We start from the raw sequence: 22,815 nt of genomic DNA on the forward strand, positions 1-22,815 counted from the left end.
AAAAGCGAAAGAGCACCAGATTGCGGTGTGTGAAGACGAAATGAACCGAAAGTTCGACTCTTGCAAACACCGAAAGCTATCACATACCCAATTTGCTGAAGCGAGGCCAGCTGGTCGCGACTCAGTACCCGAATTTCTTGACGACCATAGAGCATTGGAACCACCTGATCCCATCCCGAACTCAGTAGTGAAACGATGCATCGCCGATGGTAGTGTGGGGTTTCCCCATGTGAGAGTAGGTCATCGTCAAGATTAAATTCCGAAACCCCATTTGCGAAAGCAGATGGGGTTTTGTTTTGGGCGGGCGGAAAGTGCGAGGGCGGATCAGGGCGAGCTCTCGAATATCCTCAGGGGCGGCGGGCCTGCCACCTTTGTCATTGATGCGCAAACATCCGTCAAAGTACCGTTGAGGAATTCAATGCAAAGTGTTTCTGCATTTTTGGTATGGTGCAGCACATTTTCCCAAGGATTGATCTTTCATCGCAGGATGCGGCGTCGACCCTCTTCAACGAGATGCTGTAGAAATGCCAGAACCGATACCGATCAAAGATCACGAAAAAGAAAACCGTCTTGTCAATAAACGCCTGCTCGCTTGCGCGCTACTGGTCATTGGCATCACATGCGCTCTGGTGGGGCGTATGTATTTCCTGCAGGTCGTACAGTTCGACTACCACTCCACAATTTCTGAGAACAACCGCGTCCACGTATTACCCATTACACCGACGCGTGGCCTTATCTATGACCGCAACGGTGTGGTATTGGCCGACAATCGCCCCAGCTACAACCTGACCATCACCCGAGAACGCACCACCGACCTCAAGGGAGAGTTGGATGCCATCGTCAATCTCCTGCACTTGCCGCCTGAGGACCGTGGGTTATTCGACAAGGCCTTGAAGCAAGCGCGCCATCCCTTCGTTCCAGTGACGTTGTTTTACGAGTTGACCGAAGAGCAAATTGCGTTGCTGGCAGTGAATGAGTTCCGCCTGCCGGGGGTCGATGTAGAACCACAGTTCGTCCGCCACTATCCGCTCGCCGCTCACTTCGCCCACTCCATTGGCTATGTGGGCCGTATTAACGAGAAAGAATCTAAGACCCTCGACTCGGTGGAGTACCGTGGCACACAGTCTATCGGCAAGACCGGTATTGAGCGGTTTTACGAATCCGAGCTACACGGTCATGTCGGTTATGAAGAGGTTGAGACCAACGCCCAGGGTCGCGTGCTGCGCGTGCTCAAGCATACTGACCCGATCCCCGGCAAGAACATCGTCCTGAGCCTCGACGTCAAGCTCCAGGAAGCGGCTGAGGAGGCCCTGGGTGATCGTCGCGGCTCAGTAGTGGCACTTGACCCGCAAACCGGTGAAGTACTGGCCATGGTCAGCAAGCCCAGCTTCGATCCGAACCTGTTCGTAACCGGTATCAGCTTCAAGGAATATGCCGCGCTGCACGACTCCATCGACCGACCGCTGTTCAACCGTGTCCTTAGAGGCCTGTACGCACCGGGGTCGACCATCAAGCCAGAAGTGGCCATCGCAGGCCTAGACAGCGGTGTCGTCACCGCCCAAACCCGTGTGTTCGACCCGGGTTACTACCAACTACCCGACTTCGACCACAAATACCGCAACTGGAACCATAGCGGCGACGGTTGGGTGGATATGGACGCAGCCATCATGCGCTCTAACGACACATACTTTTACGACCTGGCCCACAAGCTGGGTATCGACCGCCTACACGACTATCTCGCGGAATTCGGCCTGGGTCAGAAAGTATCCCTAGACATGTTTGAAGAGTCAGCCGGCCTGATGCCGTCTCAGGCCTGGAAGCGCGCGACCCGCCGCCAGCCCTGGTTTCCAGGCGAAACCGTGATTCTCGGCATCGGCCAAGGCTACATGCAGGTCACGCCGCTGCAACTGGCTCAGGCCACCGCGCTGATCGCTAACAAAGGTGTATGGAACCGACCGCACCTGGCCAAAACGATCAATGGCGTGCCGCCCGTTGACGAAAACCCCATGCCGAACGTTGTACTCAAAGACCCGCGTGACTGGGAGCAGGTCAACCACGGCATGCAACTGGTAATGCACGATCCGCGCGGTATCGCCCGGGCCGCTGCGCAAGGTGCGCAATATCGCATCGCCGGCAAGAGTGGTACGGCCCAAGTGGTCGCGATCAAGCAGGGCGAGCGCTATAACCGTGAGAAGACATTGGAACGCCACCGCGACAACGCCTTGTTCGTCGGCTTTGCTCCCGCCGAACACCCGAAAATCGTGATCTCGGTGATGATCGAAAACGGTGAGGCCGGTGGTCGCGTTGCAGGACCGGTCGTGCGGCAGATCATGGATGCTTGGCTGCTGGACCAGGACGGTCACCTGAAGCCGCAATATGCAGCGCCAGCCAAGGCACCGGGTGAGCCGCGCGTCTAGGTCATGGCTTCCACTCGTCCCAGCGTTCCATATCCTCATAGGCGAGCCAGGGTACATCGTGGCTCGCCCATATGTGTGAAGTGGGACTGACGCCCGGATCATCATCCAGCGTTGCCACTCGCACAATTACATGGGGCTGCTGGCTACGCTCCGCCATCAGGTGTGAGCCGCAGCGTTTGCAAAAATGTCTGAATTTTCCCGGTGAAGACTCGAAGGCCGCGCGCAATTCCTCCCCTAACGTCCAGCGAAAATGCTCGCGCATCACCCCAGCCGTGGCGACAAACGCCGCCGCGTGTATCTTGCGGCAGCTCCTGCAATGGCAGTGGCTGATGGGCATATCCAAGATGTCCACCTGATAGCGCACACCTTTGCAAAAGCAACTTCCATTCAATGGTTCAGTCATAACGTATTGCCGGGTTCAAGGATGGGGTCATCATCATTGCTTACAACCTCAGGTTGCGCATTGTTTGATGTCGCCTACTGTCAATGGAGGAGGTGACTTATGCACGTATTAGATCGCATCGAGCGAAAAGTCCTGCTCAACGCTTCACGCAAACAGGTCTGGGAGGCGCTGACCAACGCTGAGCAATTCGGCGATTGGTTTGGCGTCGCCCTTAAGGGCAAAGTCTTCGGGGTGGGAGAAACCATCGAGGCGCCGATTACCTATCCAGGTTACGAGCATGTGGTCTGGAAAGCCAAAATCGAACGCATCCTGCCACAGACATTGTTCTCTTTCTGGTGGCATCCCTTTGCGGTTGAGAAGGGCGTCGATTATGACCAGGAGACACCCACCTTGGTTGAGTTCACGATTGAAGATCGTGCTCCGGGTATTCTGCTTCGGGTTGTGGAGTCCGGCTTCGACGCAGTGCCCCAGGCTCGTCGCCAGAAGGCCTTCAAGATGAACTCTCGTGGCTGGGACGAGCAGATGGGTAATATCGAAAACTATCTGAACACTGCCCGTCGGGCATGACCCAAACGGGCATCATTGCTGATGCCCGTGCTTACAGCTTTCAGCTCCCATGGCTGTAGTGACTTCCAGAACTTCCATGTGCCAAGAGCCCTGAGTCGGCTAATGCAATAAATGTGTGAGATTGCAGCCTGCGTACGCGTTTACCTGCCGCGCTGGCCCGGATGCCGCGTAGAATCAACGCCTGAAAGCGATTCCTGAGGTGCGGCAAGGTGGATTTACAGCAGGGTTTTGTCCTGACCCGGCATTGGCGCGATACCCCGGCGGGTACGGAGGTCAGTTTCTGGCTGGCCACGGACCAGGGCCCACAGTTCATCCGCCTACCCGTGCAGACCTCGGTGATGTTCATCCCAGAGGCCCATCGCAAGCCGCTGGATTGGTTGCTCAAGGGCGAGCGTGATATTGAATTGCGCCCCTTGCAGTTGTGCGATTTTCATCACCGCCCGGTCCTGGGCCTGTACACCCGCCAGCACCGCCAATTGATGGATGTAGAAAAACGCCTGCGCGCTGCCGGCGTCGACGTCTACGAAGCCGATGTACGTCCACCTGAGCGCTACATGATGGAGCGCTTTATCACCGCCCCGGTCTGGTTCGGTGGCACACCCGACGTCTCTGGCGCTCTGTGCGACGCGCAGATGAAACCTTCCGCCGACTACCGCCCACCGCTCAAACTGGTGTCCCTGGACATAGAGACCACCGCTCAGGGCGACCTGTACTCCATCGCCCTTGAAGGCTGCGGTGAGCGCCAGGTCTACATGCTCGGGCCACCGAACAAAACCGACGCAGTGGACTTCAAGCTCGACTACTGCGACACCCGCGCCCAACTGCTGGAGCGCCTCAACCAATGGCTCGCCACCTTTGATCCCGACGCCATCATCGGCTGGAATGTCGTGCAGTTCGACCTGCGCGTGCTCCACGAACACGCCCAACGCCTCAAGGTGCCGCTCATGCTTGGCCGTGGCGACGAACCCATGGCCTGGCGCGAACATGGCAGTCGCAACCATTACTTCGCCTCAGCGGCGGGGCGCCTGATCATCGACGGTATCGAAGCCCTGCGGTCGGCCACCTGGAGCTTTGAATCCTTCAGTCTGGAAAACGTTGCGCAGACCTTGCTGGGCGAGGGCAAGGATATCTCCACGCCCTACCAGCGCATGGACGAAATCAACCGCATGTTCGCCGAGGACAAGCCCGCACTGGCGCGCTACAACCTCAAGGACTGCGAGCTGGTCACGCGGATTTTCGAGAAGACCGAACTGCTCAAGTTCCTGCTCGAACGAGCCAGCGTCACCGGGTTGCCAGCCGACCGCAATGGCGGATCGGTCGCAGCATTCACCCACCTGTACATGCCGCTGATGCACCGCCAGGGTTTTGTCGCGCCCAACGTGGGCGACAAACCGCCCCAGGCCAGCCCCGGCGGATTTGTCATGGACTCACGTCCCGGTCTCTACGAATCCGTGCTGGTACTCGATTACAAAAGCCTCTACCCGTCGATCATCCGCAGCTTTTTGATCGACCCCGTGGGCTTGATCGAAGGCCTCAAGCACCCGGACGACAGCGAATCAGTGGAAGGTTTTCGCGGTGCGCGTTTTTCCCGTACGCGTCATTGCCTGCCGTCTATCGTCGCCCGCGTCTCCGAGGGCCGTGAAGTGGCCAAGCGCGAACACAACGCGCCGCTGTCCCAAGCTCTGAAAATCATCATGAATGCGTTTTATGGCGTGCTCGGTTCCAGCGGATGCCGCTTCTTTGACACACGACTGGCGTCCTCGATCACGATGCGCGGCCACCAGATCATGCGTCAGACCCGCGAGCTGGTCGAAGCTCAGGGCTATGAGGTGATCTACGGCGACACCGATTCAACCTTCGTCTGGCTCGGCAAGGCCCATTCCCAGGAAGCTGCCAGCCGTATCGGAGAGGCGCTGGTGCAGCACGTCAATGCGTGGTGGCGCGAACATCTGCACAGCGCATTTGGCCTGCAAAGCGCTCTGGAGTTGCAATACGAAACCCACTTCACGCGCTTTCTCATGCCCACCATTCGCGGTGCGGAGGAGGGCAGCAAAAAACGCTACGCCGGCTTGGTCACGCGCGCTGATGGCAGCGAAGACATGGTCTACAAAGGCCTGGAAACCGTGCGCAGCGACTGGTCGCCCCTGGCTCGGCAATTCCAGCAGGAACTTTACCAGCGCATCTTTCACCGCCAGCCCCATCAGGACTACATTCGCGACTACGTTCGCCGAACCCTGAGCGGCGAATTCGACGAACTGCTGATTTACCGCAAGCGCCTGCGCCGCCGGTTGGATGACTACGAACGCAACGTACCGCCCCACGTGCGCGCCGCGCGCCTGGCCGATGACTACAATGACCGCCTGGGGCGGCCGCGCCAGTACCAGCGCGGCGGTTGGATCAGCTACGTGATCAGCGTCAACGGCCCTGAACCGTTGGAAGTACGCCAAGCGCCCATCGACTACGATCACTACGTTACCCGGCAGTTGCAGCCGGTGGCCGATGCGATTCTGCCCTTTGTGAATGACGATTTCGGCACCTTGGTCGGTGGGCAAATGGGGCTGTTCTAACGATCAACACCCCTTAAAAGTGTGGGAGGTTAGGCCTCCATCGATAGGAGAAAACGCTCATGTACACGCTCTACGGCACCGACGAATCCGGCTCTTGCATGATCGAAATCGCCCTGCAGCGCTGTGCGGTGCCGTGGCACCGAGTGGACGCCAGCTCCTGGCAGGAGAGCGAGGGCAGCGAAGCCTTGGCACGCATCAACCCGCTCAAGCAAATCCCCACGCTGGTCACTCCCGGCGGGCAGGTGCTGACGGAAAGCGCCGCGATCCTCATTCACCTGGGGCTCGAATTTCCTGACTCGCACCTGCTGAACGGCGACCGGGCGCAGATCATCAGAGGCCTGGTGTATATCGCCGCCAACTGTTATTCGGCGATCGGCATCATTGACTACCCGCAACGTTGGTTGGGCAACGCCAATGAAGCGGCCCAAGTGCAACTGGCGACCGGCACTCGCCGCTATCTGCATCAGGCCTGGGTAGTGTTCGCCGATCAGTTCGAACAGCAGCTGTTTGCGCCGAACGGTGAGCCGAATGCACTGGGCATTATGGCGGCAGCAGTGTCGCGCTGGGATGACGCCCGTGAGGCGTTGGGCGGCTTGGCACCCGGCTTTGCCCAGACGTTGGCGCAGGTGGATGCCGATCCTGTCGTGGCCCCGGTTTTTGCGCGGCATTGGCCGGAGTGGAAGGTCTCGTAATGTTTCCGCAATCAACGGAAACAATCACGGATGTCCGCGCCAAACCCTTGCGTAGCGGGCGTCCTGACCTACGCTTTCTTAAAGCGCTGTAGGAATCATCCTTGAATTTGACTGTCGCAGACATGAAACTCAAGAACCCTGCATGGAATTCAAAGGAGGTGCGCATGCTCATCCGGTCGCTGACCCTGGCTACCTTGATGGCTTTTACGGGGCCGCTGTTGGCTGCTGATGATATCAACCCGCTCAAGCAGGATCTGGGCAAGGCCCGGCCGTTGGTGGTGGTTGAGCTTGATTCAGGCAACTCCACGCTGGCGACCCTTAAGAAACAACTGGACGAGCCCGCCATCAAGCAGTCCTTTGAAGAGCGCGCCATGGTGTTCTACACCGTGAAGTTCGGCAGCATTGGCGCCGAAGGCGAGAAGTTCGCCAAGGACCCAAAGGACAATAAAAAGCTAACGCCGCCCGAAACCAATGCACTGATCCGCGCACTCAAACTTGGCGCTGGCAGCGGCACTAAGGTGATCCTGATCGGCAAGGATGGCGATAAGAAACTTGAGAAGACCGTGCCACCGGATACCCTCGACTTGAAGGAATTCTTCAGCACCATCGACCAGATGCCCATGGCGGAGAAAGAAGCCGCTGCCGCCGCAGAACCTGAACCCGCCCCACCAGCGCCAGCCAAGGGCGCCAAGCCCGCAAAGCCGGGCAGCAAGCCAGCCCCTCAACAACTGGATGACTGAACCCGAAACCCTGTAGGCCCCGCCGCCTATAGGGTTTTTTGTGGCTTACGCACCGGAAACGGAAAGTAGAAAAACCGCAAAAACGCCACCCGCTTGATCACTTCCCCGATCAACAACGGCACCACCACAGCCACGACAAAACCGATACACGCCGCGACAAACGCATGCAGCCCCAGCCGCTCCATCAGGTCAAACGTCTTGTGCTGGATCTCGCCATGGAAGATCAACAAAATCAGCGTCGATTGGCCAATATAGGTCATCGCCCTGGTAATCAGGGCCGACACCATCAGCACCCGTGCCAGCGCCCAGCACACGTAAACACCAATCACCGCCAGCAGGCTGGTCCACAGCCAGTGGTCGTAGCGCCGTTGCGCCAGGTCCATGGTGTCGTGGCTGTAGATGAACACAACCGCGAACAGCGCCACCGAAAGCAACAGGGTCAGCACTGACCCCGCATGGGTACGCAGCCAGTCCCGCAGCAGATAGCCGTAGACGAAACACGCGCTGCTGATCAGCGTGATGTCCAGGCTGAACGGCAAGCCGGGCAGTACCCAGGTTTGCCCGCCGACCGTCACCGGCAATTGCCAGAACCAGGGCAGCATCCAGATGCCGATCAGCAGCGGCACCAGCATCAGTACACAACTCACGGCCAGCGAAAGACGCTGGATCAACCGTAGCAGCACCCAACCAAACAGAATCGCCACCCAAAAGTGCGGCAAAAACCAAAGAGCCTGCCATGGGATGGTGTCCACCGAGGCATACAACACGCCGCCGATATCCGGCAGCAGCGGCTGGCCGCGTAGCAGATCTCGCACAATCACGTACACCAGCATGGTGAAGAAAAACGGCTTGAGCAGAGCATCCGCCTTACGCACCGCCATCTCGAGAAAGGGCTGTTCAGGCTTGAAAAGGACCCCCGACAGAAAGAAGAACAAAGGCAGCACGAACGACGCCAGGATCAGGTACATAAGGTCCGGTGACGTGGCGACAAACCAACTGTGGGCATACACGATCACCAGGATGCCGATGCCTTTGGCGATGTCCATTTGGATCCAGCGATGTTTCATCTGCGTTTCCCCAGTCAACCCTTCATGCCTTGCGCCATGGTTTCAGCCACAGCCCCATCCCGAGCAATACCAAGGCACCGGCCAGGGTGCTCAGCCCCAGTTGCAGCCATACGCCTTCAAGACGAAACAACACCAGCGCCGCCACGCCCAGCACCAGCGCACTGAGTAGCCAGTGCCGGGCCCAGGGCAGGGCGCCGAGCAGTGTTTGGCGTTGCATCAGCAGCAACGCGGTGCAGATCACTCCCGCCAGCGCGGCCAGTGGAATTCCTGCCAGGCCGAACACAAATGGCAAGACGCAGAGCAGCAACACGTTGACCAGGCTGCCGAGCAATTCGCAGCGCAGCGGCTGGCGCGTATCGCCGGCGGCGTAGGCGTAACGCGCGAGCAAGGCGTTCCAGGCGCCGAACACCAACGGCACGGCAAACCACGCCAGCAGCAGCGGCAATGGTGAGTCAGACGATTGCTGGGGCAACAGCAGCGCCACCAGGCTTGGTGCGGCGGCTACCAGCCCGACGCCGGCGGGCAGCGTCAGCACGCTGGCGGTTTCCAGGCCGCGCTTGAGCAGGGCCAGGCGCGCATCGCCCTGACGTCGGCTCATCATGCCCAGCAGCACCTGATTGAGGCTCATCAGCGCAATAAGCGGCAGGTTCATCAGCTTGCGGGCCAGGTTGACCCAGGTGACTGCGCCTTCGCCAAGCAGCGATGCCACGAGTCTTTCGATCAGCGCCAGGCCCTGGCTGGCTCCGTTGCTTATCAATAAGGGGCCGATGCGTTGGCCCAGCTCGCGTAACGGCGCGAAGCTCAGCTGCCAGCGCCACGGCCGCCAGCCTTGGCGCCACATCGACGGCAGCAGCGCCAATGGCATCAGCAAGCTGCCGGCGAGGCATGCCAGGGCCAGTGAGTGGGGTTGAGTCGCGGTGCCGGCGAGGGCGAGGTACGTCACTGGTGGCAGGTTGAACAGCAGCGAGCCCAAGCCGGCCAGCACAAAACGCTCGCTGGCCTGCAATGGAATGCTGAACAGCGCATGCAGCATCAGCCCCGGTACGCACCAGGCGACGACCTGCAGGTTGCTGCTGGCCAACGCCGTCGCCGTGTCGGCCAACCCTGGGCCGAGCACTTGCACCAGCCACGGGGCCAACAGCGTCAGCAGCAGACTGGTCACCAAGGCGATCAGCATCAAGGCCGGAAACAATACCGCCAGCCAGTCCAGCCGCTCGCCATCCTTGCGCGCCAGGTACAACGGCAACGCCGCCGCACTGAGCACACCGCCGGCCAAAGACATGCGCAGCGCCTCGGGCAAGAACAGCGCAATCAGGAACGCATCACTGCGCTCCCCCGCGCCCCACGCCGCGACCAGCAACCACTCACGGGCGAACCCCAGGCACAGGCCCAGCAAGGTCGCCAGGGTCAGCCATGCGGCGGAGCCCAGCATCAGGGCCGTGCGCCGCTGAACAGCGGTTTACGGTAGGTCACTGTCTTGACCTGCGGCAGGCGCGCCGGAAACAAGCGCCGCGCCTCCAGCACATTGATGCCCACCATCAGCCAGAACAGCGCCACCATCACCACCGCAAAGCTGAAATAGTGGTCAAACAAGCCACTGACCAGCGCGGACAGAATCCCCGCCGTGGTACCCAGCCACAGGGCGTTGTCCTTGGTCAGGCGGATCGGACCTTTCTCTGGACGGGCTTCACGCCACCAGCGGACGGTCACCGCCACAAACAGCAGCATGCCGACGAGGCCTATCTTGTAGATGTAGTTCAGCCACAGGTTGGAGATGCCTAGCAGACCAGTGCCCGGTACTGGCGGGTCGACCTTGAAGCCGATGCCTAGCGGATAGGCCGCCACGGCCTGCGGGAACATGCGGTATTCATCGAAACGCACTTCGGTACTGGCGTTGTTCGTAGAAAAAATCGTCGCCAGGCGATCCTGCAACGGTGGATAAGCCATCACCAGCGCTATCGTCAGCGCCGCACCGATCATCAATAGGCGACCGGTGTACGGCACGCGCCGTGAGGCCATCCATATCAGCACCAGCGCCAGGCTGACCATCGCGCCACGGCTGCTGGCCAGCAGCAATGCCGCCGCTCCCAAACAGGCCACGCCCAAACCGAGTGCGCGTTTCCAGCCTTGCTCGGTCATGCCGAAGCAGAAGGCTAAAGGCAGCAGCAACGCCATGATCCCACCGATGGCATTCGGGTGCGTCCACGGCGAGCCCATGCGCGAAGACATGGCCTCCAGACCAAATTTGAGCATGTCGAAATTGGCGTAGTTGAACAGGCCAAGAATCGGCGCGATCCCGGCCCCTGAGCGTGTGCGCACAAACACCCCAATGGACAACACCAGCATCGCCAGGGTGCCGAGCAACAGTGCGATCACCAGAGATTCGCGGTTCTTTTGATCCCCCAGCAATTTGGCCGCGAGGAACACCCCCGACAGGTTCAGCAACCAGCGCAGCCAGTTGGCCAAGCCGCTGCTGTGGGCGTGGGTGATAACCTGACCGACCATGAAGGGGAACGCACTGAACAGCATCAGCCACAACAGCATTTGGTCGGTGGGCCGTCGGGTCAGGCTGGGCGCTTGCGGCAGGCGCGACAGGAAGCTGTGCCACAGGATCGCGCCCCAGGTGAGGGCCAGAATCGCCTCGCTCACCGTGGTGCGAATGCCCAGGTTAACCGTGGAATACGGCATGAACGTCGCCACGGCCGCAAACAGCAACAGGCCCCAGAACGGAAAGCGCAGGATGGTCACCGCAGCCGCCAGACCGACCACAGCCAGAAACGCCTTGGCCGGCGACAGCAGCAAAGCCAGGGCGCCAAACAGCAGGCCGAAGAGTATCGCGACGAGGCTTGCCAGATTCACTCTCACGTCAGTTCCTCGATCAGTTCGGCCAGGCGCCGGCGATAAGCGTGGTGGTTGAAGCGTTGCGCCCACTGGCGGCGTTGCTCGGGGGATTCTTCGTCGGGTTGCTCGCCCAGGCCTATCATCAATTGCGTCAGCGCCGGGCCATCGGTGGGCGAAAAGCGGGGGGCTGACGGTGGCGTGATTTCATCCAGTGATGTACCGCTGGCCACCGCCACGGGGGTGCCGACGCTCAAGGCTTCGATCACCGGCAGGCCAAACCCTTCGGCATACGACGGCTGCCACAGGCGCGAGGCCCGGCGGTACAACGCGTGCAACTCAGCGTCCGACACACCGCTCAAGGCGCGAATACCTGGCAGTGTGCGCTGGGCTTCGGGCAAATGATCGAGGCTGCCTACCAATACCAGTTCCGGCACTGAGGGCGATTGGCGTCGCGCTTGCTGCCAGGCGTCCACCAGAAATGGCACGTTTTTGCGCAACTCGCGGGTGCCCACCAACAACCAGTAACGCGCAGGCAACTGGCGCGCGCTGAGGTCGGCGGCCAGCTCGGAGAACCCATCGACCTGGTTGGGCAACACGCGAATCTTGCTCGCCGCCTTGGGGAACAGCCGCAGGGTTTCATCGGCGCTGTACTGCGACGGCGTCCACACGCGGTCAGCGCTGTGCACCGCGTAGGCAATCGACAGGCGATCGCTGGTCTTGTAGATCAACGCCTTCAAGCGGTTGGCGTGGTAGTTGTTCAGGGTGATCTGAAACAGATCATGCAACAGCACGACGGTGCGCAGTCCTTGAGGCTTGGGTGGCAACGGCAGGCCCATATTGAAGGTGCTGATGTACAGATCGACATGGTGTTCGCGCAAGGCCCGCGGCAAGAAACCCGCCTCGAAACGCAGGCGATTCTGTGGCTGGTGCATGGCAGTCTTGGCGCAGCCCCAAGCCGGGCAATGGGCCCACAACCGGGTTTCATCGCCCAGGGGCGCCACGGTAAAGCGCTCGACTTCGATGTTTGGCAGCGTGTGCAGCGCACTCTCCAGCGCATACACCTGGCGGCTGATGCCCGATTGCGGCGAGGTGCCGACGGTGCGGTAATCCAGGCCTACACGCATGCCGGCTCCTTTTGGTTCTGCGGCGCGAGGGTGGCGTACACCTGCTCCAACTGGCTGGCGGCGACGCTCCAGTCATGGGCCCGACGCACGTAGGCGCGGCCAGCTTCACCCATGGGCGCGGCGGCGTCGGGGAATTGCAGCAGGCGTACCACCGCATCGGCCAGCTTGGTGGCGCTTTGTCCGCCGAGGTAGTCCAGGCCTTCCACCAAGTCCAGCCCGGATACACCTTGCTCGGTGCTGGCCAACGGCAGGCCAGCGGCCAGGGCTTCTAGCACCTTGAGTTTCGACCCGCCGCCGTGGCGCAACGGCGCCAGAAAGACCGAGCAGCTTGATTGCAGATTCAGCAGGTGGGGCACGAAACCTTGCCACTCGATGCGCGGGTCCTTCCAGCGCTCGCGCCAACTGCCCGGCATGCCGAAACCGCACACGCTCATGCGCGCATCCGGGCAGCGCGCCCAGACCTTGGGCAGGATTTCATCCAGCGCCCATTCGATGGCGTCCACGTTCGGCGCGTATTCATAGTTGCCCAGGAACAGCACGCGTCGCGTCGACGGGTCGGGACGGGCGGCGGCGAAGTGATCGCAGTCCACTCCATTGACCACCACCGGTACCGGTTTTCCGGCGATTTTTTCCAGGACCTGCGCGTCGCTGTCGGTGACGGCCACCACCTGCGCGGCCTGGCGCATCACTCGGCGTTCCCAGCGGGTATAGCGCCATTGATCGTAGCGAATGAACGGCAGCGCCCAACGCGGCAAACGGTCGTAAGTGGCTGCGCCCAGGGCCGACTCCACATTGTGTTCGGTCAGCACAAACGGCTGTGACTTGCGCGCCAGTGCATCTTCGTAAGGCTGGAAGCTGTAGCTGTGCTCAATCTGCACCACGTCCCACTGCTCACCCAGCAACCAATTGAAAGTGTCCTGCAACTCGCCCGCCAAACCATTCACGCTGGCCAGCAGCGGGTAGGGCGCAAACAGCCCGGCCACCAGGGTCTTGAAACTGCGCAACGGGCGGCGCGGCAGGATGATCAACTGTTCGACAAACGCCTCCAGCACCTGGCGGTCGGTGAGCGACACCGGGTGCTTGTCATGCAGCAGCAAGGTGATCTGGTGCCCACGCGCCGCAAGGCTGCGCAGCAAATGGAACTGACGCGTCTTGCCGCCGCTGGTGGCGGGCCAGGGCGAGTAGGGCAGGATCCATAAAATGCGCATCGCAGGCCTCACTCCCATAACAGTATTTGCAGGTTTGGCTTGACCGTGACGGTCAGTCCGTTGGTGCCGCTCACCGGGGTTTGCGTGCCGCGCAGCGGGTCATACAGAGTCGCGCTGGCCAATCCTGGCAAGTGAGCGTCACCGCCCTGTGCCGACCAAAAAAACCATAACTTGCGACCATCCGTGCGGGTCCAACCGATGCTGAAAAGGCCATCGGGCAATTGGTCGGCGGTGGGTGGGTCGCCGGGTATTAGCTTCGGCCCGCTGACGTCGAGAAAGTTTTTCAGCGCGGTGTAGACCGGCTTGGGGTTAGTGTCGATGTCCAGCAAACCGTAGGACTGGTCACGCACGCTGGCTCGCTGGTCCAGATCGCTCAAGGTAAACAGGAAGATCTTGTCGTAATCCATCGCGCTCATCAGCGCCAGGCGGCGTACTACGTAATCGGCCTGGGCCTGTGGGGTGATGATGTCCTGGGCGTCTTTGGGGCCGGTGTAGGTCGACCAACCCCATTCGGTGCTCCACAGGGTCTGCACACCGCCTGTGCGCAAGGCTTGGTTGAGTGCGGTGGTCTTGGCGATAAAGTCCAGGTTGGCCGGGTCGTTGCCTTCGGGCAATTGGGTGTAGGGGTGGTAGGAGATGACGGTATTCAGGCTGGCCACGCCGAGTGCGCCGAGGGCATCGAACATGGTCTGGCCGTTAGGCATTTCGCTGAAGAACGCCATACCGGCTGCGACCACCGGTTTGCTCGGGCTCATCGCTCGCAGCGCGGCGGCTGAGGTGGTCAGCAGCGTGGCGTAGCCGGCCGGATCGGCCACCGGACGCCAGAAGCCCAGCAGGTTAGGTTCATTCCACACTTGCCAGGCGTCCACGCTGGGGTAGCGCTGGGCGAGCAACGCCATGCGGTTGGCGAACACGTTCGGGTCCTTCGGCGGGTACTGGTCCTGATAGGGCGCACCCGCCGGTGCAGTGGTGGCAAACGGCGCCGAGCCGACCAGGTAAAACACCGACTTGAGCTGGTTGTCCTGCAGCTTGCCCACCAGTTGGTCCAGGGTTGCCACCTGGTACTGGCCCTCTACGGGTTCCAATTGATCCCAATGCAGGTCCAGGCGCACCCACTCCAAACCCAGCGCCTTGAGACGGTCGATCTGCTTCTGATAACGCTCGGGGCTGAACCATAGGAATTGCGCGTTCACCCCCAGGAAATCCTTCCATACCACCTCTTTGTTGCCCTTGAGCACATGGCTTTCTGCATCCGCCTGGCGCCCCCAAAAAAACGCAGTCAGGCCCAAGGCAGCGACCACGGCCAGGGTGGCGAAGTAGGTGCGTTTACGCGCCATGGCGAGCTCCTGAAATGGCGTCGCCAAACAGTGCGGCGAACTTCTGCGCGGTTAACGGCCACAAGCGCTCACGGCCGATTTCGCCGGCGCGTTCGGCCCAGTCCCGGGCCAACAGCGGTGTGCGCGCCAGACGCAGCAGTTGCTCGCTGAGCGCGGCCACGTCGCCTTCGGGGTAGATGGCGCCGTTGCCGCTGGCGACTTCTTCAGCAAACGCCCGGGCATCCGAGGTAATCGCTCCGCGCCCGCACGCCGCCGCCCAGGACAACGCGCCGCTGGTGCCGCGCTGGCGCCCGAGCAGGCCGAGTTTTTTCGATTCACGGTACGGCAGCACCATCACATGGTGCGCCTGAATGGTCTGGGCGATGTCGTCGGCCGGCAAGTTCAGCCGCCAATCGATAGCGTCCGTCAGGCCGAGGTCGGCGATTTGGCTATTCAACTGCTCCAGGTAATTGCTGCCTGCGCCAAACGCCATTTCGGCGGCTGTGCCTCCGGCCAGGGTCAGGCGCACACGGTCACGCAATTCAGGGGCTTGTTCGAACACGGCAGCCAGTGCCTGCAGCAGGTCCTCGATGCCTTTGCCCCGGTAGATAAAACCGAAGTACAGCAGGTGCAGCGTTTCCAGCGGCGGCAGCGGCACGGGTGGGATGGCCAGGTTGGCGTGGTTGATCACCGCGACTTTGCCCGCCGGCAGTTGCATGCGCTGGCTCAGGCATTGGGCGCCCAGGCGAGTGAGGGTGATCAGCCGCGTCAGGCCTTTAGCGACCTGACGCTCTTCACGCAGGGTCAGTGGGTCGGCCAGCACGACCGCCGCCTGGGGCAGCGGGCTCGGCAAGCGGTCCAGCAGGTTCAACGGAAATGGCAACTGCTCGCGCCGCCACACGATCCGTTCCGGGTCATGCACGGTGGCGGTCAAGGGCAATGCCGGGTAGGTCTTGCGCAGTTCACGCAGGGCCAGAAACTCCCCCAGCCGCCCGCCGCCCAGTTCGGCGTGGACCAGGTCCACACTCTGCCAGTCGAATGCAGCGATAGCCTGCTTGATGGCCTCGCTGTTGCTCGCCACACCGGTCAACGGCGTCAGCACCGTTACGCCCAGGTGTTCCAATGCCGTGCGGAAATGGTTCGCGTAGTCGGCGATCCCGTTTTTTTCCGGCGGCAATGGGGCGAGCAGGGCGATGCGCATCAGAACGCTCCCCGGTACTTGGCGATGAATTTAAGCACCTTGGCCGGCACTTCGAACTTACGCCGGTTGATGATGATGCCGTCCACCTTGCCGAATGCCGTGTTGAGGATCGACAGCGCGTGCTCGACCACGGGCACCGTGCTGGTATTCGCTTCCACCACCAGGGCGATCAGGTCGGCGCGGCGCAGGTTGATAAACGCATCGCGGTTATCCAGCAGCGCCGACGCGTCCAGCAGCACCACTTCGCCCGGCTTGGCAGGTTCAGCCCCGCCGACCCGCACGTTGATGCCGTTTTCCTGGAGCAACTGACGCAGGTGTTCCACCACAAAGGTCACCCCCTCGCCATGGCGCGCTGAGGTCAGCCCCAGCGTCATGCCTTGCTCGGCAATCCGCTCCAACTGCAGCAAACCGTACAGGCGGTAGATGCTTGCATTGAACGCGTTGGTGCCTTGGGCGGTGCTGGTGTCCAACTCCGGCAGGGTCGTCCACAGTGGCAGGCCGAACTTGCGTTCCACCAAACCACCGTCGTGGATGCGCTGGTCGAGCAGGTAGCAAAGGTAGATCACAAGCAGGCCGACGACGATCGCAAACGGAATCGCCAACAGTAGCATCACCAGGGTTTTCGGGAAGATGCGGCCGGGGTTCAGGGTGGCTTCTTCGATCACCGCGATGTTGCTGATCTGGCTGTTATCCAGCTCACGGTCGATACGCGATTTTTCCAGGTTGTCCACGTACAACGCGTAGTTGCGTTCGGCGGTGCTCAGCTCGCGGCCCAGGCGGGTCAACTCCGGTTCGATCTCCAGGGCTTGTTTGCGTTGAGCTTCAAGGTTGACCAGTTGCTTTTGCTGCTGGACCAGTTGAGTGCGCAGCGCCAGGTTGTTGCTCGTTTCATCCAGCAGCACGCGCTGCAAGTGGATTTCCAGCGTGTTGGGCGCACGGTTTTCCGAGCTCTGCACGGTGTTGCTTTCGCTGGAGACGTGGGCCTGCATCGCGCGGATCGACGCATCCAGGGCTTTGACCGGCGGCGCGTTATCCGTGTAGGTGCGCATCATGTCAGCCTTTTCCAGCAGCTTCTGGTTGAGCAGGCGACGCAAGTCCTGCTGCTGCGGGTTCAGTGCGATCTGGCGAACCGTGGTCACTTCCTTGGGTTGGGTCTTGAGCTGCGTGCGAGTGCTCGCGATGGCGCTGTCGGAGGAGGCGATCAGGCGCGTGGTGTTGAACGTCTCGCCGCGCAATACGTTGATGCGCTCGGACAAGTCTTCCAGGCGATCAGTGATGCTGGCCGCGCCGATCTCGTTCAGGTGTGTGAGGATCTGCTCCTTGTAGCCCTTGATCTCCGTGGCGCTGGTGGACACCTGACCTTCATAGAACACATACAAACTCTTGCGCCCCAGAGCCTGGGTACGTTCGTTGATGTAGGTCTCGACCCAATCCTTGACCACCGCCTGGGCGATTTGCGGATCACCCCAGGTGAAGCTGATGTCCATCACCGTGGAACCGGCGGCGTGGCTCACTTCAAAGCTCTTTTCCAGGTTGGCGGCAAGGCGTTCCACCGGCGTGGTTTTTTCGATCACACCGACGCTTTCCAGCACCACGCGAATACCGTCGAACACCGCGCCGACGCCCTCCTTGACGGCGTGCTTGGTGCGCTTCCAGAAACCCTCCGGCGGCGGCGCATTGTTGATGACTTCCAGGTAGTGCTCGGCCACTGCACGCACGATAGGGCGCCCGGTCAGCAGGCGTTCTTCGTCGACAATCGGGTCGCGCTGGGTGCTGGGCATCACCAGCGCCTGACGATTACTGATCTCGATGGGCAGGGTCGAATCGCGGCCCGGTTTCACCAGCAGTCGAGCGGTGGATTCGTACTTGGCCGGCAGCAGGAACGCCCCCAGCAGTATGATCACCAACGCGGCAATGGCGGCCAGTTTGAACTCGCGCCGGAAGATGAAGAACAGGCGCAGCAGATCACGAAAAGAACGGATCTCGATCATAGGATGTCGCTCCTTTAGTTATTGCCGCCGCTGGTGCGTGTGTAGTTGTAGCCAACCCCAATGGACTTGGTGAACGGGATCAGTTGGTTCATGTAGGTATCCACTCCCTGGATGCGCTCGCCCACGTTGGATTTGGGCACGAACACCACATCGCCGCGTTGCAGGTGCACCGGTTTGCGCCCATTGGGGCCGGTCTTGAGCAGTTGGCTGAAGTCCAGGAAATAGGCGCGATAGGCGCCCTGGGCATCTTCGCGCAGCAGCGCAACCATGCTTGCATTGCCCGCCGGGCTCACCCCGCCGGCGCCGATAATCGCCTGTTCCAGCGTGTTGGCCGTGGCGATCTGCACCGCCGTCGGGTTATTCACCGCGCCGCCGACAATGACCGAGCTGCCCGGCGCCTGATTGATGTTCACCGTCACACGCGGCTCGCGGTATGTCTGCGCGAGCTTGCCGGTCAGCTCTGTCGCCAGCTCCGAAGGCTGTCGCCCTGCAACCTGGATTGGCCCCAGGAACGGGTAGTTGATCTTGCCGTCGGTCTGCACGGTGTACAGCGTCAACTCGTAGATCGTGCTGACGTTGAACGCCGACAGCGTCGGCATCTCGCCGGCATCACGCACGATGCGCAACTGGTCGCCGATGCGGATGCGTTCCACCGCCGGTGGCAACTGGGCCAGTTGGTCGAGGGCGCGCTTGCCGTCCTCGACGGTCTGGCTGTCGGGCGGCACGATGCGCGCCGGTGTATTACAGGCGGCCAGAGCCATCATGGCCACGACGAGCAGGGTTCGTTTCATCAAGGGGGACTTCCTGTGGGTCATGATGCTCACCTCCAATAACCGGGAAACATGCTGATGCGCCGCTTGAGGGCGAGAGGCAGACGACGCTCAAGATGGCCCAGGCGGTAACCGAGCAATTTGAACGCGCTGCGCACCAGCACCTCCGGCACGCGGTGCAAGGCGCCGGCTTTGCGCAAGGCTGCGAGTTCAGCCATTACATAGCGTTTGCCTTCGCCACCCGCGTCGCCAAAGGCCTGCTTGATCCACGGCTCGCGGCCGTAGAACACGCCGATATCGAAGTAGCGGTGAAACTCGTCCATGAGTTTGTAATCGTGGGAGTGATGCACCAGCGCCGTAGCGGCGTAGCGCACCTTATAGCCGTCGAGAAGCATGCGCGCGGCGACGTAAGCGTCTTCGCTGCCGATCACGTCGGCGGGGAAACCGCCCACCGCGTGCAGTGCGCTGCGTCGGTACACGGAGAATGAGTCGGAGCTGAAGCAGGTCTTGATCCCAAGCGTGGGCGCGTCGGCCAGGCTTTTGCTGCGGCTGTGCTCCGGGTAGTTGAAGTGTCGCGATTGCGCGCCCAGTACACCCGCGTCAGGGTGGGGGAGTTGGCGCCCATAGGCGACGCCATTGAGCGGGTCCTCCTGCAGCTCGGCGAGCAGGTTGGCGAACGTCTCGGGCGTGGCGGGAATAGCGTCCTGGGTCATCACGAACAACGCGTCGCCGCCAACCTGCTCGCTGGCCCAACGGCGGGTGCCGCCGTGGTTGAAGTCACGGGCGTCGATCACTTCGACCCGTGCTCCGAACTCTCGAAAACGCGCCACGGTGTCATCGCTGGAGGCGCTGTCCACCACCAGCATTTCGTCCGGTTGCAGGGTTTGCATCTTCAGCGCCGGCAGCAGGCGTGCCAGGTGGCTGGATGCGTTACGGGTCGGGATGATCAAGGAGGTGCGCATGTCATTTTTTCACGTCGGCAGGCGCACGGCCGTAGATGTCGTCGAAGCGCACGATGTCGTCTTCGCCCAGGTACTCGCCGCTCTGCACCTCGATCATCACCAGGTCGATGATGCCGGGGTTGGTCAGCCGGTGTTTGTGCCCGGCCGGAATGTAGGTGGACTCGTTGGCGTTGATCAGGAACTCCCGCTCGCCGTTGGTGATCTGCGCCGCGCCGCTGACCACCACCCAGTGCTCGCTGCGGTGGTGGTGCATCTGCAGCGACAACGACGCCTGGGGCTTGACCACGATGCGCTTGATCTTGAAGCGGCTGCTTTCCTCCAACACTGTGTAGGTGCCCCACGGCCGGGTGACGGTGCGGTGCAGGCTGTACGCCGGATGGTTCCGGCGCTTGAGCTCGGCGACGATGTAGCGCACGTCCTGGCTGCGGTGGGCGTCGGCGATCAGCAAGGCGTCGGGGGTGTCGACAATGATCAGGTCGCGCACGCCCACGGCGCCCAATACGCGCTTGGGTGAGTCGATGTAGCAGTTGTGTACGTCATGCAAAATTGCTTCGCCATTGACCTGGTTGCCCTGGGCGTCGCTGGGGGTGAGCTGGCGCAGGGCTTCCCACGAGCCGATATCGCTCCAGCCAATGTCACAGGGCACCACGGCCACTTGGTTGGACTTTTCCATCAGTGCCACATCGATGGAAATATCCGGCGCACTGGCAAAGCCATCGGCGTCCAATTCACGCTGGCGCGAGGTTTTGTTTTGCAGGCTCTGGCTGCGCTCCAGCGCGGCGCGTGCGGCTTCCAGAACGTCGGCGGCATGGGCGGCCAGTTCGTCTACCAGGGTGCTGGCCTTAAAGCAGAACATGCCGGCATTCCACAGGTGCTTGCCGCCGTCGAGGTAGCCTTGGGCGGTGGCCAGGTCGGGTTTCTCGACGAAGCGTTTTACGCGGTTACCGTGACTCAGTTTTTCGCCCTGTTCGATGTAGCCGAAGCCGGTTTCTGCATGGTCGGGCTGGATGCCGAAGGTCACCAGGTAGCCGGCTTCGGCCAGGTCGCGGGCCTGAGTCACGGCCTCGGCGAACGCGGCTTCATTGAGGATTAAATGGTCGGCGGGCATCACCAGCAACTGCGCGTCGCCGCCGAAGTATTCCTGCACATGCAAGGCCGCCACGGCGATGGCCGCCGCGGTGTTGCGGCCGAACGGTTCCAGCAGCAGGTCCAGGGGCAGGTGGGCGTTGTTGACCGGCCGGTAGTCATCCAGGGTGCGGAACAGCAGGTCGCGATTGGTCACCGTCAGCACGCTTTCCACCCCAGGCAATTTGGCTGCGCGCTGAAAGGTTTTTTGCAGCAGGCTCTGGCCGTCACGCATGCGCATGAAGGGCTTGGGCATGTTCTGTCGCGACACCGGCCACAGCCGTGTGCCCGAACCACCGGAAACGATGCAGGGAATTAATCCGTTGAGGGTATTCATCAATAGACTTCCTTGGTGGAAAGGACGGCGGGGACCGTCATGAAGACGATGTACAGGTCAAACCACACCGACCATTTGGAGATGTACTCCAGGTCGTATTCGACGCGTTTCTGGATCTTGAACAGCGTGTCGGTTTCACCCCGGTAGCCATTGATCTGCGCCCAGCCGGTGATGCCTGGCTTCACGCGGTGGCGCGAGCTGTACTCGCTCACCGCCACTTCGAACGGGACACCGGCGGCCTTGGTCGCCGTGGCGTGCGGGCGCGGGCCGACCATCGACATGTTGCCCAGCAGCACGTTGAACAACTGCGGCAGCTCGTCGATGCTGGTCTTGCGGATGATGCGGCCCACCCGAGTGATGCGTGGGTCCTGGCGAGTGGTCTGGCGTTCGGCGGTGAAGTCGCTCTGGTCGGTGTACATCGAGCGGAACTTGAAGACGCGGATTTCGTTGTCGTTGTAGCCGTAACGGTTCTGGCGGAACAGCACCGGGCCCTTGGAATCGAGTTTGATCGCAATCGCCGTGACCACCATCACCGGCGACAGACACACCAGCGCCAGGCTGGCGAGGAAGCAATCCTCCAAGCGCTTAATCACCGGCGACCAGCCGCGCAACGGCAGTTGCGAGGTGTTGAACATCAGGATGCCGCCGACGTCGGTGATTTTGCTGTGGCCGTAGCGCAAGGCGGCCATGTCGGGCACCAGCATCACGTTCACCGACAGCTGCCGCAGGCGATTGACCAGCCCATGAATGCGCTGCTCGGCGGCCCAAGGCAGGCAGATCATCACCTGGTTGACCTGCTCGGCGCGGATCAGTTTTTCCAGGTCACGGGTGTTTCCCAGCAAGGGCAGGCGGCTCAACTCTTTGGGGATGCGTTCGGTGCGGTCGTCGATAAAACCGATCAGCCCGGAACGGATATCGCCGTTGCGTTGCAGGTGGTCGGCCACATGCACGGCGGTGTCGGTAAAGCCCAGGATCACCGTGCGTTGAAGGTATTTGCCCTTGCGCATCAGGTGGCGGTACAGGCGCAGCATCAGCAGGCGTTCCAGGCAGAACAAGCAGAGGCTGGCGATGTACCACGCCACCAGGTTGCGCGGGGTCAATAGCGGGAAAAACTGCAGGATCTGGTACATGAACAGCAGGATGCAAAACGCCGCCGACCAGGCTTTGATCTTGGTTTTCAGACGCAGCCGGTTGCTGAATAACTCTTCGGAATAGATGCCCAGGGCCTGGAACAGAATGATCGTCAGGACCGCGAAAAATACCAATAGGCCGAGGAAATGACCGCGTAGCTCTGGGTCCATCGGGTCGATGAAAATCACCAGGACCAACGGGGGCAAAATGGCGCTCAGGCCATGTATGAATTTGACGAAAACAACAAAGAACTCAACAAAACCGGCACGCGTTAAAAACAGACTGTCGACGGACGACTTTTCTCGCATAAAACATCCCTCATTGCACTCCAGTCGCGCTTGTTCGATTGTTTGTTC

At 61.1% G+C, this 22,815-nt stretch carries 18 protein-coding genes and 1 rRNA gene; 6 read left to right on the forward strand and 13 right to left on the reverse strand.

All coding sequences use genetic code 11. The annotated features are described in order from the left end of the window. The first annotated feature begins 136 nt into the window (after positions 1–136). Both rrf and mrdA read left to right on the forward strand, forming a co-directional pair. Positions 137–252, forward strand: a 5S ribosomal RNA gene (rrf, locus tag BW43_RS10470). A 272-nt stretch (positions 253–524) separates the two neighbouring features. Further along, complete coding sequence (mrdA, locus tag BW43_RS10465; RefSeq protein ID WP_032888193.1) at positions 525–2,417, forward strand: penicillin-binding protein 2; 1,893 nt, start codon at positions 525–527, stop codon at positions 2,415–2,417. A gap of 1 nt (position 2,418) precedes the next feature. Here mrdA and BW43_RS0127590 read toward each other — a convergent pair whose 3' ends face one another. After that, positions 2,419–2,820, reverse strand: a complete 402-nt coding sequence (locus BW43_RS0127590) for a GFA family protein (protein ID WP_032888194.1) — start codon at positions 2,818–2,820, stop codon at positions 2,419–2,421. A gap of 99 nt (positions 2,821–2,919) precedes the next feature. On the opposite strand from BW43_RS0127590, the gene BW43_RS10460 reads away from it, so the two are divergent. From BW43_RS10460 to BW43_RS10445, 4 genes are all read left to right on the forward strand, one after another. Next, positions 2,920–3,387 carry an SRPBCC family protein gene (locus BW43_RS10460; RefSeq protein WP_032888196.1) on the forward strand — a complete coding sequence of 156 codons (468 nt, stop codon included), beginning with the start codon at positions 2,920–2,922 and terminating at the stop codon, positions 3,385–3,387. 209 nt (positions 3,388–3,596) lie between these two features. Further along, a complete protein-coding gene (locus BW43_RS10455) occupies positions 3,597–5,954 on the forward strand; it encodes a DNA polymerase II (protein ID WP_032888200.1) in 2,358 nt (785 codons plus the stop codon). 59 nt (positions 5,955–6,013) lie between these two features. Then, the gene (locus BW43_RS10450) at positions 6,014–6,646 is read left to right on the forward strand and encodes a glutathione S-transferase N-terminal domain-containing protein (RefSeq protein WP_032888202.1); all 633 of its coding nucleotides are present in this window, start codon (positions 6,014–6,016) and stop codon (positions 6,644–6,646) included. A 164-nt stretch (positions 6,647–6,810) separates the two neighbouring features. Then, a complete protein-coding gene (locus BW43_RS10445; RefSeq protein ID WP_032888204.1) occupies positions 6,811–7,386 on the forward strand; it encodes a DUF4174 domain-containing protein in 576 nt (191 codons plus the stop codon). A gap of 26 nt (positions 7,387–7,412) precedes the next feature. Here the strand turns inward: BW43_RS10445 and BW43_RS10440 are convergent, their stop codons facing one another. The 12 genes from BW43_RS10440 to BW43_RS10385 are packed head-to-tail and all read right to left on the reverse strand — an operon-like array spanning position 7,413 to position 22,767. After that, positions 7,413–8,453: an acyltransferase family protein gene (locus tag BW43_RS10440; RefSeq protein WP_032888206.1), complete on the reverse strand. Its 1,041-nt coding sequence runs from the start codon at positions 8,451–8,453 to the stop codon at positions 7,413–7,415. A 22-nt stretch (positions 8,454–8,475) separates the two neighbouring features. Then, positions 8,476–9,885: a murein biosynthesis integral membrane protein MurJ gene (gene murJ, locus BW43_RS10435; RefSeq protein WP_032888208.1), complete on the reverse strand. Its 1,410-nt coding sequence runs from the start codon at positions 9,883–9,885 to the stop codon at positions 8,476–8,478. Beyond that, positions 9,885–11,312, reverse strand: coding sequence for an O-antigen ligase (locus tag BW43_RS10430; RefSeq protein WP_032888210.1), 1,428 nt, complete (start codon positions 11,310–11,312; stop codon positions 9,885–9,887). The genes murJ and BW43_RS10430 overlap by 1 nt, the downstream gene beginning before the upstream one ends. Before the next feature lie 2 nt (positions 11,313–11,314). Further along, positions 11,315–12,418, reverse strand: coding sequence for a glycosyltransferase family 1 protein (locus BW43_RS10425; protein WP_032888212.1), 1,104 nt, complete (start codon positions 12,416–12,418; stop codon positions 11,315–11,317). Continuing rightward, a complete protein-coding gene (locus BW43_RS10420; RefSeq protein WP_032888214.1) occupies positions 12,409–13,626 on the reverse strand; it encodes a glycosyltransferase family 4 protein in 1,218 nt (405 codons plus the stop codon). The genes BW43_RS10425 and BW43_RS10420 overlap by 10 nt, the downstream gene beginning before the upstream one ends. Before the next feature lie 8 nt (positions 13,627–13,634). After that, complete coding sequence (locus BW43_RS10415) at positions 13,635–14,963, reverse strand: beta-galactosidase (RefSeq protein WP_032888215.1); 1,329 nt, start codon at positions 14,961–14,963, stop codon at positions 13,635–13,637. Beyond that, positions 14,953–16,143 (reverse strand): glycosyltransferase, encoded by a 1,191-nt coding sequence (locus BW43_RS10410; RefSeq protein WP_032888218.1) that lies wholly within the window; start codon positions 16,141–16,143, stop codon positions 14,953–14,955. The genes BW43_RS10415 and BW43_RS10410 overlap by 11 nt, the downstream gene beginning before the upstream one ends. Continuing rightward, entirely contained in the window at positions 16,143–18,134 is a 1,992-nt protein-coding gene (locus BW43_RS10405; protein WP_032888220.1) for an exopolysaccharide transport family protein, read from the reverse strand. Before BW43_RS10405 ends, BW43_RS10410 begins: the two co-directional genes overlap by 1 nt. A gap of 14 nt (positions 18,135–18,148) precedes the next feature. Further along, positions 18,149–18,925, reverse strand: coding sequence for a polysaccharide biosynthesis/export family protein (locus BW43_RS10400; protein WP_032888222.1), 777 nt, complete (start codon positions 18,923–18,925; stop codon positions 18,149–18,151). Between the two features lie 29 nt (positions 18,926–18,954). Then, entirely contained in the window at positions 18,955–19,866 is a 912-nt protein-coding gene (locus tag BW43_RS10395; protein ID WP_032888224.1) for a glycosyltransferase family 2 protein, read from the reverse strand. 1 nt (position 19,867) lies between these two features. Continuing rightward, positions 19,868–21,328, reverse strand: coding sequence for a mannose-1-phosphate guanylyltransferase/mannose-6-phosphate isomerase (locus BW43_RS10390; RefSeq protein ID WP_032888227.1), 1,461 nt, complete (start codon positions 21,326–21,328; stop codon positions 19,868–19,870). Next, positions 21,328–22,767, reverse strand: coding sequence for an undecaprenyl-phosphate glucose phosphotransferase (locus BW43_RS10385; protein WP_032888229.1), 1,440 nt, complete (start codon positions 22,765–22,767; stop codon positions 21,328–21,330). The genes BW43_RS10390 and BW43_RS10385 overlap by 1 nt, the downstream gene beginning before the upstream one ends. Positions 22,768–22,815: the final 48 nt, after the last annotated feature.

Origin of the sequence: Pseudomonas sp. RIT357 (assembly GCF_000632245.1) — a bacterium.
Taxonomy (GTDB): Bacteria; Pseudomonadota; Gammaproteobacteria; order Pseudomonadales; family Pseudomonadaceae; genus Aquipseudomonas; species Aquipseudomonas sivasensis.

What these genes read in the sequence shown, in the direction of transcription:
- BW43_RS10425 (WP_032888212.1), bottom strand. Translation starts at nt 12,418, where the DNA reads ATGCGTGTAGGCCTGGATTACCGCACCGTCGGCACCTCGCCGCAATCG.
- BW43_RS10385 (WP_032888229.1), bottom strand. Translation starts at nt 22,767, where the DNA reads ATGCGAGAAAAGTCGTCCGTCGACAGTCTGTTTTTAACGCGTGCCGGT.
- BW43_RS10460 (WP_032888196.1), top strand. Translation starts at nt 2,920, where the DNA reads ATGCACGTATTAGATCGCATCGAGCGAAAAGTCCTGCTCAACGCTTCA.
- mrdA (WP_032888193.1), top strand. Translation starts at nt 525, where the DNA reads ATGCCAGAACCGATACCGATCAAAGATCACGAAAAAGAAAACCGTCTT.
- BW43_RS10390 (WP_032888227.1), bottom strand. Translation starts at nt 21,328, where the DNA reads ATGAATACCCTCAACGGATTAATTCCCTGCATCGTTTCCGGTGGTTCG.
- BW43_RS10440 (WP_032888206.1), bottom strand. Translation starts at nt 8,453, where the DNA reads ATGAAACATCGCTGGATCCAAATGGACATCGCCAAAGGCATCGGCATC.
- BW43_RS10445 (WP_032888204.1), top strand. Translation starts at nt 6,811, where the DNA reads ATGCTCATCCGGTCGCTGACCCTGGCTACCTTGATGGCTTTTACGGGG.
- BW43_RS0127590 (WP_032888194.1), bottom strand. Translation starts at nt 2,820, where the DNA reads ATGACTGAACCATTGAATGGAAGTTGCTTTTGCAAAGGTGTGCGCTAT.
- BW43_RS10415 (WP_032888215.1), bottom strand. Translation starts at nt 14,963, where the DNA reads ATGGCGCGTAAACGCACCTACTTCGCCACCCTGGCCGTGGTCGCTGCC.
- BW43_RS10395 (WP_032888224.1), bottom strand. Translation starts at nt 19,866, where the DNA reads ATGCGCACCTCCTTGATCATCCCGACCCGTAACGCATCCAGCCACCTG.
- BW43_RS10400 (WP_032888222.1), bottom strand. Translation starts at nt 18,925, where the DNA reads ATGAAACGAACCCTGCTCGTCGTGGCCATGATGGCTCTGGCCGCCTGT.
- BW43_RS10405 (WP_032888220.1), bottom strand. Translation starts at nt 18,134, where the DNA reads ATGATCGAGATCCGTTCTTTTCGTGATCTGCTGCGCCTGTTCTTCATC.
- BW43_RS10420 (WP_032888214.1), bottom strand. Translation starts at nt 13,626, where the DNA reads ATGCGCATTTTATGGATCCTGCCCTACTCGCCCTGGCCCGCCACCAGC.
- BW43_RS10410 (WP_032888218.1), bottom strand. Translation starts at nt 16,143, where the DNA reads ATGCGCATCGCCCTGCTCGCCCCATTGCCGCCGGAAAAAAACGGGATC.
- BW43_RS10450 (WP_032888202.1), top strand. Translation starts at nt 6,014, where the DNA reads ATGTACACGCTCTACGGCACCGACGAATCCGGCTCTTGCATGATCGAA.
- murJ (WP_032888208.1), bottom strand. Translation starts at nt 9,885, where the DNA reads ATGCTGGGCTCCGCCGCATGGCTGACCCTGGCGACCTTGCTGGGCCTG.